Origin of the sequence: Streptomyces sp. NPDC102467, from assembly GCF_044765445.1 — a bacterium.
Taxonomy (GTDB): Bacteria; Actinomycetota; Actinomycetes; order Streptomycetales; family Streptomycetaceae; genus Streptomyces.
In genome coordinates this window covers 84803-101765 of record NZ_JBIWKA010000005.1, presented here as the reverse complement: position 1 = coordinate 101765, position 16963 = coordinate 84803, and the positions used below count along the sequence as shown (strand labels likewise).

The 16963-nt window shown below is 71.8% G+C and carries 15 protein-coding genes and 1 pseudogene; 9 read left to right on the top strand and 7 right to left on the bottom strand.

Translation table 11 applies throughout. The features are described from left to right. Positions 1 to 2: 2 nt before the first annotated feature. The 3 genes from ACIREE_RS11470 (at position 3) to mug (ending at position 3071) form a co-directional block, all read left to right on the top strand. Positions 3 to 812, top strand: a complete 810-nt coding sequence (locus tag ACIREE_RS11470; RefSeq protein ID WP_404149654.1) for a GntR family transcriptional regulator — start codon at positions 3 to 5, stop codon at positions 810 to 812. Between the two features lie 250 nt (positions 813 to 1062). Beyond that, positions 1063 to 2511, top strand: coding sequence for an adenylosuccinate lyase (purB, locus tag ACIREE_RS11465; RefSeq protein ID WP_404149651.1), 1449 nt, complete (start codon positions 1063 to 1065; stop codon positions 2509 to 2511). After that, complete coding sequence (gene mug / locus ACIREE_RS11460; RefSeq protein WP_404150473.1) at positions 2508 to 3071, top strand: G/U mismatch-specific DNA glycosylase; 564 nt, start codon at positions 2508 to 2510, stop codon at positions 3069 to 3071. Before purB ends, mug begins: the two co-directional genes overlap by 4 nt. Before the next feature lie 6 nt (positions 3072 to 3077). Here mug and ACIREE_RS11455 read toward each other — a convergent pair whose 3' ends face one another. The 4 genes from ACIREE_RS11455 to ACIREE_RS11440 form a co-directional block, all read right to left on the bottom strand. Then, a complete protein-coding gene (locus ACIREE_RS11455; protein ID WP_404149649.1) occupies positions 3078 to 3884 on the bottom strand; it encodes an SAM-dependent methyltransferase in 807 nt (268 codons plus the stop codon). A gap of 163 nt (positions 3885 to 4047) precedes the next feature. Then, on the bottom strand, positions 4048 to 4467 hold the full coding sequence (locus tag ACIREE_RS11450; RefSeq protein ID WP_404149647.1) for a hypothetical protein: 420 nt from the start codon (positions 4465 to 4467) through the stop codon (positions 4048 to 4050). A gap of 61 nt (positions 4468 to 4528) precedes the next feature. Then, entirely contained in the window at positions 4529 to 5269 is a 741-nt protein-coding gene (locus ACIREE_RS11445) for an ABC transporter permease (RefSeq protein WP_404150471.1), read from the bottom strand. Further along, positions 5266 to 6189, bottom strand: a complete 924-nt coding sequence (locus ACIREE_RS11440) for an ABC transporter ATP-binding protein (RefSeq protein WP_404149645.1) — start codon at positions 6187 to 6189, stop codon at positions 5266 to 5268. Before ACIREE_RS11440 ends, ACIREE_RS11445 begins: the two co-directional genes overlap by 4 nt. Positions 6190 to 6297: 108 nt before the next feature. Here ACIREE_RS11440 and ACIREE_RS11435 point away from each other — a divergent pair, with 108 nt between their 5' ends. The 3 genes from ACIREE_RS11435 (at position 6298) to ACIREE_RS11425 (ending at position 9489) form a co-directional block, all read left to right on the top strand. After that, on the top strand, positions 6298 to 7515 hold the full coding sequence (locus ACIREE_RS11435) for a sensor histidine kinase (RefSeq protein WP_404149642.1): 1218 nt from the start codon (positions 6298 to 6300) through the stop codon (positions 7513 to 7515). A gap of 34 nt (positions 7516 to 7549) precedes the next feature. After that, a complete protein-coding gene (locus ACIREE_RS11430; protein WP_404149640.1) occupies positions 7550 to 8200 on the top strand; it encodes a response regulator in 651 nt (216 codons plus the stop codon). Positions 8201 to 8331: 131 nt separating this feature from the next. Next, positions 8332 to 9489, top strand: a complete 1158-nt coding sequence (locus ACIREE_RS11425) for an ROK family transcriptional regulator (RefSeq protein WP_404149637.1) — start codon at positions 8332 to 8334, stop codon at positions 9487 to 9489. A gap of 290 nt (positions 9490 to 9779) precedes the next feature. Here the strand turns inward: ACIREE_RS11425 and ACIREE_RS11420 are convergent, their stop codons facing one another. Next, entirely contained in the window at positions 9780 to 10541 is a 762-nt protein-coding gene (locus ACIREE_RS11420; RefSeq protein ID WP_404149634.1) for a GntR family transcriptional regulator, read from the bottom strand. A gap of 331 nt (positions 10542 to 10872) precedes the next feature. Further along, positions 10873 to 11754: an RNA polymerase sigma factor SigJ gene (gene sigJ, locus ACIREE_RS11415; RefSeq protein ID WP_404149631.1), complete on the bottom strand. Its 882-nt coding sequence runs from the start codon at positions 11752 to 11754 to the stop codon at positions 10873 to 10875. Between the two features lie 153 nt (positions 11755 to 11907). Here sigJ and ACIREE_RS11410 point away from each other — a divergent pair, with 153 nt between their 5' ends. Continuing rightward, entirely contained in the window at positions 11908 to 12738 is an 831-nt protein-coding gene (locus ACIREE_RS11410) for an alpha/beta fold hydrolase (RefSeq protein WP_404149630.1), read from the top strand. 36 nt (positions 12739 to 12774) lie between these two features. Here ACIREE_RS11410 and ACIREE_RS11405 read toward each other — a convergent pair. After that, positions 12775 to 13611 (bottom strand): annotated as a pseudogene (locus tag ACIREE_RS11405) (DMT family transporter); the annotation flags it as partial. Between the two features lie 134 nt (positions 13612 to 13745). Here ACIREE_RS11405 and ACIREE_RS11400 point away from each other — a divergent pair. Together ACIREE_RS11400 and ACIREE_RS11395 are read left to right on the top strand one after the other, a co-directional pair. After that, positions 13746 to 15170 carry a PLP-dependent aminotransferase family protein gene (locus ACIREE_RS11400; protein ID WP_404149627.1) on the top strand — a complete coding sequence of 475 codons (1425 nt, stop codon included), beginning with the start codon at positions 13746 to 13748 and terminating at the stop codon, positions 15168 to 15170. Between the two features lie 183 nt (positions 15171 to 15353). Then, a complete protein-coding gene (locus tag ACIREE_RS11395) occupies positions 15354 to 16937 on the top strand; it encodes an alkaline phosphatase D family protein (protein ID WP_404149624.1) in 1584 nt (527 codons plus the stop codon). Positions 16938 to 16963 lie beyond the last annotated feature (26 nt).

Sequence of the window (16963 nt, the reverse complement as noted above, 5' to 3'; positions counted from 1 at the left end):
GCATGGGGACCAAGTACGAAGAAGTCGCCGCTGACCTGCGGCGGCGCATCAACTCAGGCGAGTTCCCCGCCGGAAGCACGCTCCCCGGATACTCGGAACTCAAGGAGCAGTACGGCGCCGACGGCGGCCAGGCGAGCCAGGCCACCATCCGGGCCGCGCTCGACCTGCTCGAAGGCGAGGGCCTGGTACGGCCCGTCAAGCGCCTCGGCATCGTCGTGCGTGACCCCGGCGAGCGGCGGCGCATCCAGCGCGGCAGCCAAGTCACCCGCAACCCAGCAAGCGGCTACGTCTTCCCTGCCGCGAAAGGGCCAGACGAGAAGTGGGCGCCGCATGGCCGCCCGCACGCAGCCCACACCGCGATCCCGGACGCCGTCGCCGAACGGCTGGGTATCGAGCCGGGGACCATGGTCATGCGCCGGCGCCGGGTGATGAGTCCAGTCGGCGAGCCGCCCTTCCAGATCGCCGATGCCTGGATCCACCCCGACGTACTCGCCGAGGCACCCCAAGCCGGCGAGCCCAGCACCGGACCTGGCGGGTACCTCGACCGCATCGAGGAGGCCGGACACGGGCCGCTGGAGTGGGAGGAAGTGACGCGTGCCCGCATGCCCAGCCGCGAAGAAGCCAAGCTGCTGGAAATGCCCACGTCCATGCCCGTCCTGGAGACGACCACGACAGGCACCTCGGCCCGGACCGGGCAGGCCGTCGAGGTGTCCGTCCGCGTCATCCCCGCCGACCGGGCGGAGATCGTGTCCAAGCTCCAGCGCGGCGCAGGCGCCCGCTGGCCCGTACAACCCGCACAGCCTGCGCAGTAGCCGCACCCGCCTAGTGGAGTTAGGCGGAACGAGGAAGCCCCCCTGCCCGGTGGAGTCGGTCAGGGGGGCGTTTGCGCCCGCGTCACGTCATGCGAGGCTGCGTGACGCCTGGCGGTCGCTGCTACGGACGTCTCACATCCGTCTCACATGCTCGCGCACGAGTGGCGGATCGGACACCCTCTGACCTGTGCGTTCCTACATCACATGGACGGGGCGGAACCTGTACGGACTGCTGATAGGCTCCGTACACGTGACTGCGCCTGCCAAGCCCCGTATCCCGAACGTTCTCGCCGGACGCTATGCCTCCACCGAGCTCGCCACCCTCTGGTCGCCGGAGGAGAAGGTGAAGCTGGAGCGCCGCCTCTGGCTCGCCGTACTGAAGGCCCAGAAGGACCTCGGGATCGAGGTGCCGGACGGCGCGATCGCCGACTACGAGCGGGTGCTCGACCAGGTCGACCTGGCGTCGATCGCCGAGCGCGAGAAAGTCACGCGGCACGACGTGAAGGCCCGTATCGAGGAGTTCAACGCCCTCGCCGGGCACGAGCAGGTCCACAAGGGCATGACGTCCCGCGACCTGACGGAGAACGTGGAGCAGCTGCAGATCCGGCTCTCCCTCGAGCTGGTGCGCGACCGCAGCGTGGCCGTCCTCGCCCGCCTCGCCAAGCTGGCCGGCGAGTACGGCGAGCTGGTCATGGCGGGCCGCTCGCACAACGTCGCCGCGCAGGCCACCACCCTCGGCAAGCGCTTCGCGACGGCCACCGACGAGCTGCTCGTCGCGTACGGCCGGGTCGAGGAGCTGCTGAACCGCTACCCGCTGCGCGGCATCAAGGGCCCGGTCGGCACCGCGCAGGACATGCTCGACCTGCTCGGCGGCGGCGCGGAAGGTGCGGACAAGCTCGCCGATCTGGAGCAGCGGATCGCCGCTCACCTGGGCTTCTCGCAGGCGTTCACGTCCGTCGGCCAGGTCTACCCGCGCTCGCTCGACTACGAGGTCGTCACCGCGCTGGTGCAGCTGGCCGCGGCGCCCTCCTCGACCGCCAAGACGATCCGTCTGATGGCCGGGCACGAGCTGGTCACCGAGGGCTTCAAGCCGGGCCAGGTCGGCTCGTCGGCGATGCCGCACAAGATGAACACCCGTTCCTGCGAGCGCGTCAACGGCCTGATGGTGATCCTGCGCGGCTACGCGTCGATGACCGGCGAGCTGGCGGGCGACCAGTGGAACGAGGGTGACGTGTCCTGCTCGGTGGTGCGTCGCGTCGCGCTGCCCGACGCGTTCTTCGCGCTCGACGGCCTTCTGGAGACGTTCCTGACGGTGCTCGACGAATTCGGCGCGTTCCCCGCCGTCGTCGCCCGTGAGCTCGACCGCTACCTGCCGTTCCTCGCCACCACCAAGGTGCTGATGGCGTCGGTGCGCGCGGGCGTGGGTCGCGAAGAGGCGCACGAGGCCATCAAGGAGAACGCGGTCGCCTCCGCTCTCGCGATGCGCGAGCAGGGCGCCGAGCGCAATGAGCTGCTCGACAAGCTCGCCGCCGACGCCCGCATTCCGCTGGACCGCGCGCAGCTCGACGAGCTGATGGCGGACAAGCTGTCGTTCACGGGTGCGGCCGCCGGTCAGGTGGCGCAGATCGTGACCCGCGTCGAGGAGATCGTGAAGCAGCACCCGCAGGCCGCCGGCTACACGCCCGGGTCGATCCTCTGACCCGGCCGACCCCCGCGGAGCTGGAGGCCGCTCGCGACCGTCTGGTTCCGGACATCGTCGCGAGCGGCCTTTCGGTGCTCTTCTGCGGCATCAACCCGGGGCTGACGACGGCAGTGACGGGGCATCACTTCGCGCGGCCCGGCAACCGCTTCTGGCCGGTGCTGCAGCTGTCCGGGTTCACGCCCCGGCAGCTGAAGCCCGCCGAGCAGGAGGAGCTTCTGTCGTACGGACTCGGCATCACGAACGTGGTCGCGCGGGCCACGGCGCGGGCCGACGAGCTGAGCACCGAGGAGTACCGGGAGGGCGGGCGCCTCCTCGCGGAGAAGGTCGCGCGATTGCGGCCCCGCTGGCTCGCGGTGGTGGGCGTGACCGCGTACCGCGCGGCCTTCCAGGAGCCCAAGGCGCGCATCGGCCCGCAGGAGCGGACGATCGGCGGCGCCCGGGTGTGGGCGCTGCCCAACCCCAGTGGTCTGAACGCGCATTGGACGGCGGCGACGATGGCGGAGGAGTTCGCCAGGCTGCGCGCCGCCGCGTCCTCCCCCGACGGGCCGGAGCAGTAGCAGCAGTTACGGCTTGCGGGCCACGACCCCGAACTGGGCGACCTGCGGGCCCTCTTCAGGACCTGCGGTACGCCAGCGGGCGCACGAGACGAGGCCCGGCTCGATGATGTCGAGGCCATCGAGGAACGCCGCGACCTCGGCGCCGGTACGGGCGGTGATCGGGGGCGTCGCGTTCTCGTTCCAGAACTTCATCGCCGCCTCGTTGCCCTCCCCGCCCAGTTCCAGCGTCGGGTGGGTCAGGACGACATAGCTGCCCGGCGGGAGCGCCTCGACGAGGCGGCGCACGATGGAGGTGGCCTCCTCGGTATCAAGGACGAAGTTCAGAATGCCGAGGAGCATGACCGCGACCGGCTGCGCGAAGTCGAGGGTCCCGGACGCCGCCTCGATGATCGCGCGTGGGTCGCGCGCGTCGGCGTCCACGTAACTGGTGGCGCCCTCACTGGAGCTGGTGAGCAGCGCGCGGGCGTGGGTGAGCACGATCGGGTCGTTGTCGACGTACACGATGCGGGCGTCGGGCGCGATGCGCTGGGCGACCTCGTGCGTGTTGTTCACGGTCGGCAGGCCGGTGCCGATGTCGAGGAACTGGCGGATGCCGGCCTCGCCGGCGAGGAAGCCGACGACTCTGCCCAGGAAGTCACGGTCGGCGCGGGCGACTTCGCCGATGCTCGGGTACATGGACGTGACCATGTCGCCGACCCGCTCGTCCACCTCGTAATGGTCCTTGCCGCCCAGCCAGTAGTTCCACACACGGGCGTTGTGCGCGATGTGGCCGGGGGTCCGCTCCTCCGGCTGCTGCGCGCTGTCGTCGCTCATGTGCTCTCCTTCGTGCGGTGTGCGGTTGCGGTGTGCGGCGGTGGTGAGACCTGAACGAAACCTGATGAGACCTGATGAGAACTGATGAGACCTGATGAGGTCGGGTTCAGGGGCAATATCCCATGGCGGCGCGCGAGTTCCGCACAGGTGGGCCGCGGGCGCGCTACGGAGGGGGGACATCGGTGATCACGGCGAGGAGTTGGTAGGGCTGCTCGTCGCCCTGGCGGGCGACGGCGAGAGCCACCCATCGCTCGCCGACGCTCCACAGGTGGAGGTCCTGGGCGCAGGCGCTGAGCCAGCCCCAGGGCTCGGGTATGTCCTCACCGCGCTCCAGTGCGCGGGTGTGCACGCTCCACAGGCTGAGCCGGTACGGCTCTCCCCAGCGGGCGGTGAGCAGCGCGGACAGGCCGTCCCGGTCGGCGTCCGCCTGGGCCTCCGCGAGGTCACGGATCCCGCCCCGCTCGGTCAGCTCCGCCATGACGAACCCGGGGCCGCCCCAGCCCGCGGCCGATCTGCCGTGGTCGGCCGGGAAAGGGCCGGTCCACAGCAGGTCGATCGTCGCGAGTTGCTCCGCGATGTCCATGCCTCCAGTAAAGCGGCCGCCACTGACAACGGGCCGACCGACCGTCAGGCCCCCTTTGCCGTCAGGCGTCCCTGCGGCGCACCGTCCACCAGCCGGCGAGGACGGCGGCCGCGGCCCACAGCGCGGTCACCGCCAGTCCGGTCCACGGGCCGAGGGAGCCCACCGCGTCGTGGCGCAGGACCTGTTGACCGGCGCGGTCGGGCAGGAAGTCGGCGGCCGCCCCCGCTACGTCCCCGACGACGAACGACACGATCAACAGAAACGGGACGAGAATGCTCAACACGGCCACGGCGCTGCGCAGTACAGCGGTGAGCCCCGCCGCGAGCAGCGCCATCAGCGCGAGGTACACACCGCCGCCGGCACAGGCCCGCAGCGCACCCGGGTCGCCGAGGCCGAGCGCGTCGGGCCCCATGAACGCCTGTCCGGCGAGGAACGCGGTGAAGGTCGTGACCGTCCCGACGACGAGGGCGCAGGCACCGATGGCCGCCACCTTCGCCCCGTAGAAGAGCGTGCGGTCGGGCACAGCGGCGAGGGACGTCCGCAACGCACCGTTGAGGTACTCGCCGGAGACGGCGGTGGCGCCGAAGGCCAGGGCCGCGATCTGCCCGAAGTTGAGGGCATAGAAGGCGCCGAAGAGGGCGTCTTCGCCGTTGTCGGCCTCGGCGCGGCCGACGGTGGCGAACACGAGGGTCGTGATCGCGACGGTGGCCACGAAGACGGCGAGGAGTGAGCCGAGAGTCCCGCGCAGCGACCTGATCTTGATCCACTCGGAGTGCAGTACGGCGGTGGTGGACACGGTCAGGCCTCCTGGAGGGGGTTGGCGCCGAACTCGGTGTCGGCCGCGGTCAGAGCGAGATAGGCCTGTTCCAAGGAGGCCTGTTCGTCGGCGAGTTCGAGTACGGGGATACCGTCGGCCGCGGCCAGGGCGCCCACCTCGGCGGCGGTGGCGCCGGCCACGTTGCAGCGGCCGTCGCCGGTGGGCGTGATCGGGCGGCCCGCGCGCGCCAGTGCGGCACGCAGCCGTTCGGGTTCGGTGGTGCGCACCCGCACGCTGCGGGTGCTGTGCGCGGCGATGAAGTCCGGCATCGAGGTGTCGGCGAGCAGGCGTCCGCGGCCGAGGACGACAAGGTGGTCGGCGAAGGTCGCGGTCTCGTTCATCAGGTGGCTGGAGACCAGGACGGTACGTCCCTCGCGCGCGAGGTCGCGCATCAACTCCCTTATCCAGACGATGCCTTCGGGGTCGAGTCCGTTGGACGGCTCGTCGAGCAGGACCACGGCGGGGTCGCCGAGCAGGGCCGCCGCGATGCCGAGGCGCTGGCGCATCCCGAGCGAGAACGTCTTGACGCGGCGCCCGGCCACCGCCGCGATCCCGGCGTGCTCCAGCACCTCGTCGACGCGCCGTACAGGGATGCGGTTCGCGGCGGCGAGCACCAAGAGGTGGTTGCGCGCCGTGCGGGCCCCGTGCGCGGCTTGCGGGTCGAGCAACGCCCCTACCAGGCGCAGCGGTTCGCCGTACGTCGCATACGGGCGGCCCGCGATGAGGGCGCTCCCGGAGGTGGGGCGGTCGAGGCCGAGAGCGAGGCGCATGGTGGTGGACTTGCCGGCGCCGTTCGGCCCGAGGAAACCGGTGACGCGGCCGGGCTCGACGCGGAAGGTCAGCCGGTCCACTGCGCGCGTCGTGCCGTACTCCTTGGTGAGGTCCTTGACGTCGATACTGGTCATGCCCGAAGCCTGGCCCGCGGGCGGGGCCTCGGTCCTCCCCCGCCGGTGGGGATCGTCTCCCCCGCACGGGGGAACCGTCCGCCTCGGCGCGGCTGGCACGATGGCCGCATGCCCCGCCTGTTGAGACCGCTGACCCGTACGGTCACGTATACCCGCTGGCTGCATCTGCTGTGCGCCGCGGTACTCGCCTTCGTGTGCGGCGCGATCTACCCGGGCCTCTCATCCCCCTCCCTACAGGACTGGGCGCTCATCTACGTCGTTCCCCTACCGCTTCTCGTACTGGCGGGCATGCTGCCGGGTGCCCGGCGCGCGGAGGGGCTGCAGGCGCGCCTGATGCTGTTTTCCGGCGGGCACGCGCGCGTGGCGAGCGGCGGCGCGGAGAGCGGGGTCTCGGTCGCCCCTTCGGCGTCCTGGCAGGACCGGGGCAGAACGGCGGTGTGGCTGGTACTGCGGCTGCTCCTTGGGCTCTCCGTGGCGCTCCTTACGGGCCAACTGATGGCGGTCGTCCTGGAATTGGTGGGCGTCGCGGCAGGTCAGCCGGTGGGCACGGTGTCACCACTGCCGCTGCCCGGACAGGGCTGGTGGTGCGCACTGCTCATTCCCGTCGTACTGCTCACCCTGTTGTACGTGGTGGAGGGTTCGGGCCGACTGATGGCGCGGGCCGCTCTCCTACTGCTCGGTCCGTCCGCGGCCGAGCGTCTGGCCGCCTTGGAGGAGCGCACCGAGCAACTACTGGAGCGCAATCGCATCGCGCGGGAACTGCACGACTCCATAGGTCACGCGCTGACGGTCGCGGTGGTGCAGGCGGGTGCGGCGCGGGCGGCGGGCGACCCGGCGTTCACGGACCGGGCGTTGGGCGCCATCGAGGAGACCGGCAGGGCCGCCCTGGAGGACCTGGAGCGGGTGCTGGTGGTGTTGCGGGAGGCGGAGCAGCCGGTGAGCGCCCGTCCCACGCTGCGGGACGCGGACCGGCTGCTCGATTCGGCGCGGGCCTCGGGAACGAAGGTGGACGTGGCGGTGTCCGGGCCGCTGGAGACGGTACCGGGGCCCGTCTCCAGGGAGGGCTACCGCATCCTTCAGGAAGCGCTCACGAACGTTCTGCGGCACTGCGGCACCGTCCCGGTCCGGGTCGCCCTCACCGTCACCGACGGGCAGCTGAGCCTGGACGTGCGCAATGACCTGCCTACAAAGGCGGCGACCGGGACCGGGGGCACGGGGAGCGGGCTGCGCGGGATGCGGGAGCGGGCCGCTCTGCTGGGCGGTCGGGCGCGCACCGGGCCGGTCGCCGACGAGTGGCAGGTGCACGTGGACCTGCCGATGGCGTGACCAAGGGGCCTCAGAGCCTGTCTAAGCTGGTCGCGTGCCGCTCACTGTGCTCCTCGTCGATGACGAACCCCTGGTCCGCGCCGGTCTGCGCGCCGTGCTCGAGGCGCAGCCGGACATCGAGGTGGTCGGTGAGGCGGCCGACGGCGCGGCGGTGGTCCCCCTGGTGCGCGAGCTGTGTCCCGATGTCGTCGCCATGGACGTACGGATGCCGCTGCTCGACGGGATCGAGGCCACGCGCGCGGTGCTGCGCGCCGTGCCGCGGCCACCGAAGATCCTTGTCATCACCACTTTCGAGAACGACGAGTACGTGTACGGGGCGCTGCGCGCGGGCGCCGACGGGTTTCTGCTGAAGCGGGCACGGCCCGCCGAGATCGTGCACGCGGTGCGGCTCGTAGCGGCGGGTGAGTCGCTCCTCTTTCCGGCGGCGGTGCGCAAGCTGGCCGCCGAGTACGGCAACGCGTCGGCGCGGGCCGCGATGGTGCGGGCCGCGCTGACCGAGCGTGAGGGGGCGGTGCTGCGGCTGATGGCTCGGGGCCTGTCGAACGCGGAGATCGCCGCGGATCTCGTTGTCGGCACGGAGACGGTGAAGTCGCACGTGAGCGCCGTGCTGGCCAAGCTCGGGGCCCGCGACAGGACCCAAGCGGTGATCGCCGCCTACGAATCCGGTTTCGTCGCGCCGACCTGACGCCCGATCTGCCCTTTTCGCGGATCGCCCGGGTGAGCGGTCGCCCTCACAGGAGTGCACCCGACTCTCGCCGGTAGCGACGACGGCGAGTACCATCCGGCGAACACGCGCAACTGCTGGGAGGACGGACGTTGGGGCAGCTGACCGGCGGAGATCCCTCTCTGCTCAGGCGGATCAATTCCGCAGTGGTGCTGCACGCGCTGCGGTCCACGGATTTCGCGACGCTCACCGAGATCACGCGGGTGACGGGCCTGTCACGGCCGACCGTGGAAGGTGTCGTCGAGGGGCTCATCGAGGGCGGACTCGTCGTGGAGACGACCGTCGAGGAACCGGGCGCGCGGCGCCAGGGGCGGCCCGCACGGAAGTTCCGCTTCCGGGCCGAGGCGGGGCATCTGCTGGGCCTGGAGATCGGAGCACACCGGGTCACGGCGGTGCTGTCGGCGCTCGACGGCAGGATCCTCGGCTCGGCATCCAAGGACGTCGCCGAGACCGCGCCCGCGGAGGACCGCATCGAGCGGCTGCGCGGGACCGTCGCGGATCTGCTGCGGCGCGCCGGGGTGCCGCGCGGGTCGCTGCGCGCGGTCGGCGTGGGCAGCCCGGGGATCGTCGAGGCCGACGGCACGGTGCGGCTCGGTACGGCGCTGCCGGGGTGGACCGGGTTGCCACTCGGCGAGCGGCTGCAGCGCTCCTTCAAGTGTCCGGTGATCGTGGAGAACGACGCCAACACCGCGGCCGTGGCCGAGCACTGGAAGGGCGCCGGGGTCGACTCGGACGACATGGTGTTCGTGATGGTCGGGCTCAGTCCCGGGGCCGGCGCGCTGATCGGCGGTCGGCTGCACCGGGGGTACGGGGGCGCCGCCGGGGAGATCGGCGCGCTGCACCTGCTGGGCCGTGAGGTGCGGCCGGAGACGCTGCTGTCGACGACGGGCGAGCCGCTGCATCCGCTGGACGAGCAGGCAGTGGCCGAGGTGTTCGCGCTGGCCCGGGAGGGCGACGAGCGGGCCGGGGCGGCGATGGAGCGGTTCATTCAGCGGCTCGTGCACGATGTCGCCGCGCTCGTGCTGGCGTTGGACCCGGAGCTGGTCGTCGTCGGCGGGTGGGCCGCAGGGCTGGATGGTGTGCTCGATCCCCTGCGGCGCGAACTGGAGCGGTATTGCCTTCGGCCGCCTCGGGTTGCCCTGTCTGTGCTGGGGGAAGCGGCTGTGGCCACCGGGGCGTTGCGGCTCGCGTTGGATCATGTGGAGGAGCAGTTGTTCGTCACGGACGCGACGGTTTCCGCCCGGCGGTGAACGGGGGGCGCCTTGTGGGGTGCCTCGGTTCGCATCTCCGCGGCTGGGCGTTGTACGTGGCTGGGCGCGCCGCTCCCCGCGCCCCTTGAGGAGTTGGCCTTGGCCGGGGCGCCCTTGTGGGAGGCGCGCGCGGTCCGTTTGCTAGTGACCGTTGTGTGTGGCTGAGCGCGCCGCTCCCCGCGCCCCCTCAGCGGCGCTGACGCGTGTCGGCACGCCCATGCAAGAGGCGCCCGTGCAAGGGGCGCCCATGCAGCGTGCCGGTCCTCGCGCCCCCTAGCGGCGCGTCTGCGTCAGGACGCCTGGGTTTCGGGGGTGTGGTGTATTTCGACGCTCGGCGTGTCGCCGAAGGTGAGGCGGCAGGTGTCCGCTCGGTACGTGGCCAGGGAGACCGCTGCCGTGACGCCGTCGCTGAAGTAGCGGGTCGTGACGACGAGGACCGGGGCGCCGGGGAGGCGGTCCAGTTCCTTCGCGTCGTCGGCGCGGGCCGAGCCGAGCTCGACTGCTCGGTCCTGACCGTCCAGGCCGAGGCGCTGCAGCTCCCGCAGGACCGCACGCGCGCGTGCGGCGCCGGAGGGGGTGTCTATGGCGGTCAGATCGGGCACGGAGGCCGAGGGGACGTAGAGCAGCTCGGCCGCGACCGACTGGCCGTGCGAGACGCGCGTACGGCGCAGCACGTGCACCGTCTCACCCGGGGCGGTGCACAGCATGTCGGCGACCGCGGCCGGCGGCACGTCCGGAGTGCAGTCGACTGCCTGCCACGCGTCCCCGCCGGCGCCCGGCCAGTCGTGGTCGGTGGAGGCGACGGCGACGCCCATCCGAGGCGGCGCGACAGTGGTGCCGACGCCGCGGCGGCGCTGCAGCCGTCCTTCGAGCTCGAGCTGCTCGAGGGCCTGGCGGAGCGTGGCACGGGCGACGCCGAAGCGAGCCGCCAGATCACGCTCGTTCGGCAGGATCTCCCCGACGGCGAACTCGGAGTCGAGTGCCTCGCTGAGCACGGTCTTGAGGTGCCAGTACTTCGGCTCCGGTGCCGCTTCCAACTGCGTGGTCCCCACCCTGTCCTCCGCAACAGCCGTGCCCCGGCGGCTTTTAGCGCCCTTGTTTATTAAAGGTTCCTGCACTATCTCTGCGAGCGTAGGGCCGCCCCCGAGCTTGGTCAAGACCAATCCTCGATCGGTTACTGCCCGCACAGGGGCGTTACCGCAGAGCGTTCATGGAAGGCCGCACTCCGTTCACGCGGCGTTCGTAAGGCAGGCATGAGACAGGCAAGAGGCGGGTGTGAGACGGGCGTGAGCCACGCATGCGACACGTATGCGACACATATGCAGGGCCGCCAACCCGCGCTCGCGCGAAGGGCGGGTCCCACAAGTCCGCGTGATGCCTCGCCTACAGGAGCGACTGGAGCTTGTCCGGGTTGCGCACGATGTAGACGTACTGGACCTTGCCGTCGGAGATGCCGAGCTGGAAGGCGGCGTCGACCTTTCCCTCGGAGAGGGCGAGCAGACCCGGGCCGCCGTTGATCTCCACGGTGCGGAACTCGAACCCCTCGGCGTTCCCCTGTCCCGCGGCTCCCGTAAGGAAGCGGCCTACCTTGTCGGCGGTCTCGATGACGCGCAGCGGCGCCTTCGACTTGCCGCCGCTGTCACCGACGAGGCGCACGTCCGGGGCGAGCAGCGACATGAGCCCGTCGAGGTCGCCCTCGGTCGCGGCGGCGAGGAACCGCTGGGTGAGGTCGCGCTGTTGCGCCGGGTCGACGTCGAAGCGGGGGCGCCGCTCCTCGACGTGCTTGCGGGCCCGGGCGGCGAGCTGGCGCACCGCGGCCTCGCCGCGCTCCAGGGTGGCCGCGATCTCCGCGAACGGCAGCCCGAACGCCTCGCGCAGTACGAACACGGCGCGCTCCAGCGGCGAGAGCGACTCCAGGACGACGAGGACGGCGAAGGACACGGAGTCGGCGAGCACGGCCCGTTCGGCGGTGTCGGGCACGGTGGGGCCGAAGTCGGTGACGAGCGGTTCGGGAAGCCATGGTCCTACGTAGGATTCACGCCTGCTCTGCGCCTGGCGCAGCCGGTCGACGGCGAGGCGGGTGGTGATGCGCACCAAGTAGGCGCGTGGTTCGCGCACCTCGGTCCGGTCGGCCTGGGACCAGCGCAACCACGCGTCCTGGACCACGTCCTCGGCGTCGGCGACGCGGCCCAGCATGCGGTAGGCGACGCCCATCAGGACGGGCCGGTGCTCTTCGAAGACGTCGATCGCGGTATCGGTGGCCACGCCCCCATCCCAACCGACGAAGCACCCGCTGTCCAGGCGGCACCGGCACCTTTGCCGCTCTCCCTCTTGAACTGAACGCTACTGAGCGGTAATTGTTGCTGACAAGGAGTCTAAGGAACCGTCGAGGCGTGGCGGGGACAGGGAGCGAGCGACATGGCGGCACAGGCGTCCTTCAGCATCGACGGCCCCGGCGGATCGCGCACGGCGACCGTCACGTACGAGCGGGCGGGCGTCGGCGAACCCCTGCTTCTGCTGCACGGGATAGGACACCACTGGCAGGCCTGGCAGCCGGTGCTGCAGATTTTGGCGGCCGAGCGCGACGTGATCGCCGTCGACCTTCCGGGATTCGGGACGTCGCCCGCACTGCCGGCGGGGTTCGCCTACGACTTGTCGAGCGTGGTGCCCGTCCTGGCCGCGTTCTGCCGCGAGCTCGGGATCGACCGGCCCCACGTGGCGGGCAACTCGCTCGGCGGGCTGCTCGCCCTGGAGATGGGCCGCGAAAAGCTCGCCCGGTCCGTGACGGCGCTCTCCCCCGCCGGGTTCTGGACCGAGGCCGAGCGCCGCTACGCCTTCGGGACGCTGCTCGCGATGCGCCAGGGCGCGCGGGCGATGCCGCTGCCGCTGGTCGAGCGGTTGTCCCGGTCCGCCGTCGGCCGGGCCGCGCTCACCGGGACCATCTACGCGCGGCCCGGCCGCCGTTCACCCGAGGCGGTCGTCGCCGAGACGGTGGCGCTGCGCGACGCGACCGGGTTCCGCGAGACGCTCGAGGCGGGCCGTGCCGTGCTCTTCCGCGACGACGTCCCGGAGGTCCCGGTCACCATCGCCTGGGGCTCGCGCGACCGGCTCCTCGTACGCCGCCAGGGCGTCCGCGCCAAGCAGGTCCTCCCCGGGGCGCGGCTCGTGAAGCTGCCCGGCTGCGGCCATGTGCCGATGAACGACGACCCCGCCCTCGTGGCGCGCGTCATCCTCGACACGAGCCGGTGACCGGCGGCTGAACGCCCCTGACCCCAGGGCGACCCCGGCGCCCACCAACGCGCTGCCGACGCCCTGGGCGAGGCCGTACGACCCCGCGCCGACCAGGGGTGCGGTGCAGGCCGCCGCGACGGGGATGAGCCCGGAGAAGAGCGTGGCGCGCTCCGCGCCGATCCGCTGCATGCCCATGTACCAGCACACGAAGCCGATCACGGTGACGATCACGGCCTGCCACACCAGGGCCGCCGTCTCCGGACCATCGGGAACCCGCAGCCAGGAGGCGCCGTCGACGACGACGCCCACAACGGCCGCTTCCAGCGCGGCGATCGCGCAGACGACGCACGACAGGAGCCGGGGGCCGAGCGGCCGCAGCACCGGTACGGCGAGCACCGCGAACCCGACCTCCCCCGCGAGGGCGCATACGGAGAAAACGATGCCCGCGGCGTCCGTACGCCCCCACCCCTGCACGGTGATCGCTCCGGCAGCGACGAGCAACGCACCGTAGAGCACGATCCGTCGCGGCCGACGCCCGGACAGCAGGGGCACCAGGACTGCGACGACAACAGGGGCGCATCCTACGAAGACGCCGGGTACCGCCGGTTCGGCGGTCCGTTCCGCGGCGAGGATCGCGAGGTTGAAGCCGACCATGCCGACGGCCGAGAGCAGGGCGAGCCGGGCCCAGCGGCGCCACCCCAGGCGGCGGAGCGGACCCGCGCCACCGCGGCCGGCCAGCGGCAGGAGCAGCAGGCAGGCGAGTCCGTAGCGCAGGAACTGGCCGCCCGCGTACGGATAGTGGCCCAGGACGCTGTTGGCGGTGAAGGAGCCGCCCACCAAGACGCAGGCGAGGGCGGCGAGCAGAGAGCCCCGGAGGGACGTGGCGTTCATGGCGCCGACGCTATGAGGGGTGGTGGTCCTGTTCGAGGTCCACTCAGGGTGCTGCATCGGAGACCAATATCGCTGTCCAAGGGCTCTGGCCAATGTCGCTGACCGATAGCGGAGACCAATTAAGGTCCCTTCGTATGACGTCGCCGCCGTATCCGCCGTCCGCCGCCTGGGAGTTGCTGCTGCCGGCCGCCTGCGCGCCCGCTCGCGCGCGTGGTCGTTCCTTGCAGTCGGCGCTGCGCGCGGCGGTGCGTTCGGGGCGGCTCGCGCCCGGGACCCGATTGCCGTCGAGCCGGGATCTGGCGGGCGATCTCGGGGTGTCGCGCGGTCTGATCACCGAGGCGTACGAGCAGTTGACCGCCGAGGGCTATCTGCGCAGCGGGCGGGGCGCCGGGACGTGGGTGGGCGAGGCGGTACGGGCCGCCGCGCCGGGGGCCCGGGACCTGGCGCCGGGCTCCTCCCCCGGCGTGCGGGCCGACTTCGTGGCGGGCAGCCCGGATCTGTCGCTGTTCCCGCGGGCCGCGTGGGCGGCGGCGCAGCGCGGCGTGCTGTCCGAACTGCCGCACCAGACCTTGGGGTATCCGGATCCGCGGGGCCTGCCCCGGCTGCGTACGGCCCTCGCCGAACTGCTCGCCCGGCGCCGCGGCGTGGTGACGGACCCGGAGCGGATCATCGTCTGTTCCGGGGTGACGCAGGCGGTGACGCTCCTTGCGGCGGTGCTTCACGCGCGCGGGGAGAGCGCTGTCGGCGTGGAGAGCCCCGGCAGCCCACAGTACGAGGAGCTCTTCGCGACAGCGGGGCCGCGTGCGGCGCGGCTGCCCATGGACGACGAAGGCCTCGCCATGGCGTCCCTGCGCGGCTCCGGGGTGCGTACCGTGATCACGACGCCGTCGCATCACTTCCCTTCCGGCATCGCGTACTCGGCACCGCGCAGGGCTCAACTCCTGGAGTGGGCGCGGGAAGTGAACGGTCTGATCGTGGAGGACGACTACGACGGGGACTTCCGTTACGACCGCGCTCCTGTAGGCGCTCTGCAAGGCCTCGATCCGGAACACGTCGCCTATACGGGCTCGGTGAGCAAGGCGTTGGCGCCGGGCCTCCGGCTGGGCTGGCTGGTCGTGCCCGAAGCGCTGGCCGACGGGATCGTGACGCGCAAGCGGTACATGGATCTCGGTAACCCGGCGCTCGACCAGGCGGTGTTGGCCCACTTCATCGAGCGCGGCGACCACGACAGGCATCTGCGGCGCTGCCAACGTGCCTACAAGGAGCGCAGGGACGCGCTGGTGGCCGCCTTGGAGGAGTACCTTCCCGGCACCGAGGTGGCGGGCATCGCTGCGGGTCTGCACGCCATCGCCACCCTGCCCGCGCGGTGCGGCCCGCAGGCCGCTCTCCTGGCCCGTCTGGCCGCGTCCGGAGTGGCCGTCCGTCCGCTGAGCCACTATGGAGGCGACGCGGCGGACGACGGCGTCCCCCTGGTGATCGGGTACGCGCATCAGACGCCGGCCCGCATCACCGAAGGCGTACGCCTGCTGGCGCGCGCCGCTCAGGAACCGGACCGGTGACGCTCTCCTCCCGTCGGCCGCGGGGACCCCACGAGAGCGGCGCGCCCGGTTCCCCTGACGCAGGAGGTAGTTGTTCACTTGAGGTTCGCGCGTGCGCCGTGGTGAAGCAGTAGGTCTGGCTCCGCGGCGTCGCGCACAGTCCCAGGCACCGCACCGTTGTCGGAACCGTCTCTGGAGGCGCCCATGTCACACCGTCCGCCGAGTCCCCTGCCCGGTCGCCGTGGAGTGCTGCGGGGTTCGCTCGCCGCGTCGGCGGCGCTCGCGCTGCCCTCGATCGCCGGCGCGGCCGCCCCCGCGTTCGCCCTGTCGGGGCGCCCGGAGGCGGGCTGGGGTGTGCAGGTCGGTGACGTCGGCGCACACTCGGGCCTGGTGTGGGTGCGCTCGGACCGTCCCGCGCGGATGATCGTCGAGACGTCGGCCACCGAGTCGTTCAAGCGGACGACCCGCTGGCGCGGCCCGCTGGTCGGCCCGGACACCGACTTCACGGGCACGACCCGGCTGCGCGGCCTGCCGCCCGGCGAACAGATCCACTACCGGGTGCTGCTCGCCGACCCGGACGATCCGCGCCGCACCGGCGCGCCGGTCCCGGGAACGTTCCGCACCGCGCCCGTGGGGCGCCGTGGCGGGGTGCGGTTCCTCTGGTCGGGGGACATCGCGGGCCAGGGCTGGGGCATCAACCCCGACCGCGGCGGCTACCGCGTATACGAGGACATGCGCGCCCTGGACCCGGACTTCTTCCTGTGCAGCGGCGACAACATCTACGCGGACGGGCCGATCCTGCCCAGCGTGACGCTGCCGGACGGGCGGGTGTGGCGCAATGTGACGACCGAGGAGAAGTCGAAGGTCGCCGAGACGCTCGCGGAGTTCCGTGGCGCGTTCCGCTACAACCTGCTCGACGAGAACGCGCGCCGGTTCAACGCCCAGGTGCCCACCATCACGCAGTGGGACGACCACGAGGTGCACAACAACTGGTACCCGGGGCAGATCCTGGACGACGCCCGCTACACCGAGAAGAGCACGGACGTGCTGTCGGCCAGGTCGCTGCGCGCGTTCAGCGAGTACTTCCCCGTCTCGACGCTGCCGCCGGGCGACGCGGACGGGCGGGTGTACCGGGTGCTGAAGCAGGGGCCGCTGCTCGACGTGTTCGTCCTCGACATGCGCACGTACCGCGACGCGAACTCGCCAAACCGGCAGGCCGACGACACCACGGGCATTCTCGGGGCCGAGCAACTCCGCTGGCTCAAGCGGGAGTTGTCGCGCTCTCGTGCCGTGTGGAAGGTGATCGCCTCCGATATGCCGCTGGGCCTCGTGGTGGCGGACGGAGCGGTGAACTTCGAGGCGGTGGCGCAGGGCGACCCGGGCGCGCCGCTCGGCCGGGAGCTGCAGATCGCCGAGTTGCTGCGGCACATCAAGCACCAGAAGATCACCGGCACGCTGTGGCTCACGACCGACGTGCACTACACCTCGGCGCAGCACTACGAACCGTCGGGCGCCGCGTTCAAGGACTTCGCGCCGTTCTGGGAGTTCGTCTCGGGCCCGCTGGCCGCGGGCGGATTCCAGGCGGCGAAGCTCGACGGGACGTTCGGCCCGCGGCAGGTGTTCATCAAGGCCCCGACGCGGGCGAACACCTCACCGGCGGAGACCCCGCCGTACTTCGGGGAGGTCGACATCGACGGCGGCAGCGGGGAACTGACCGTACGGCTCCGGCAGGAGGGCGGTGACGTGCTGTTCTCCCGGACACTGCAGCCGGGGCGCGTCGGGCAGTGATGACAGGGCCCACCCGAGAACAGGTC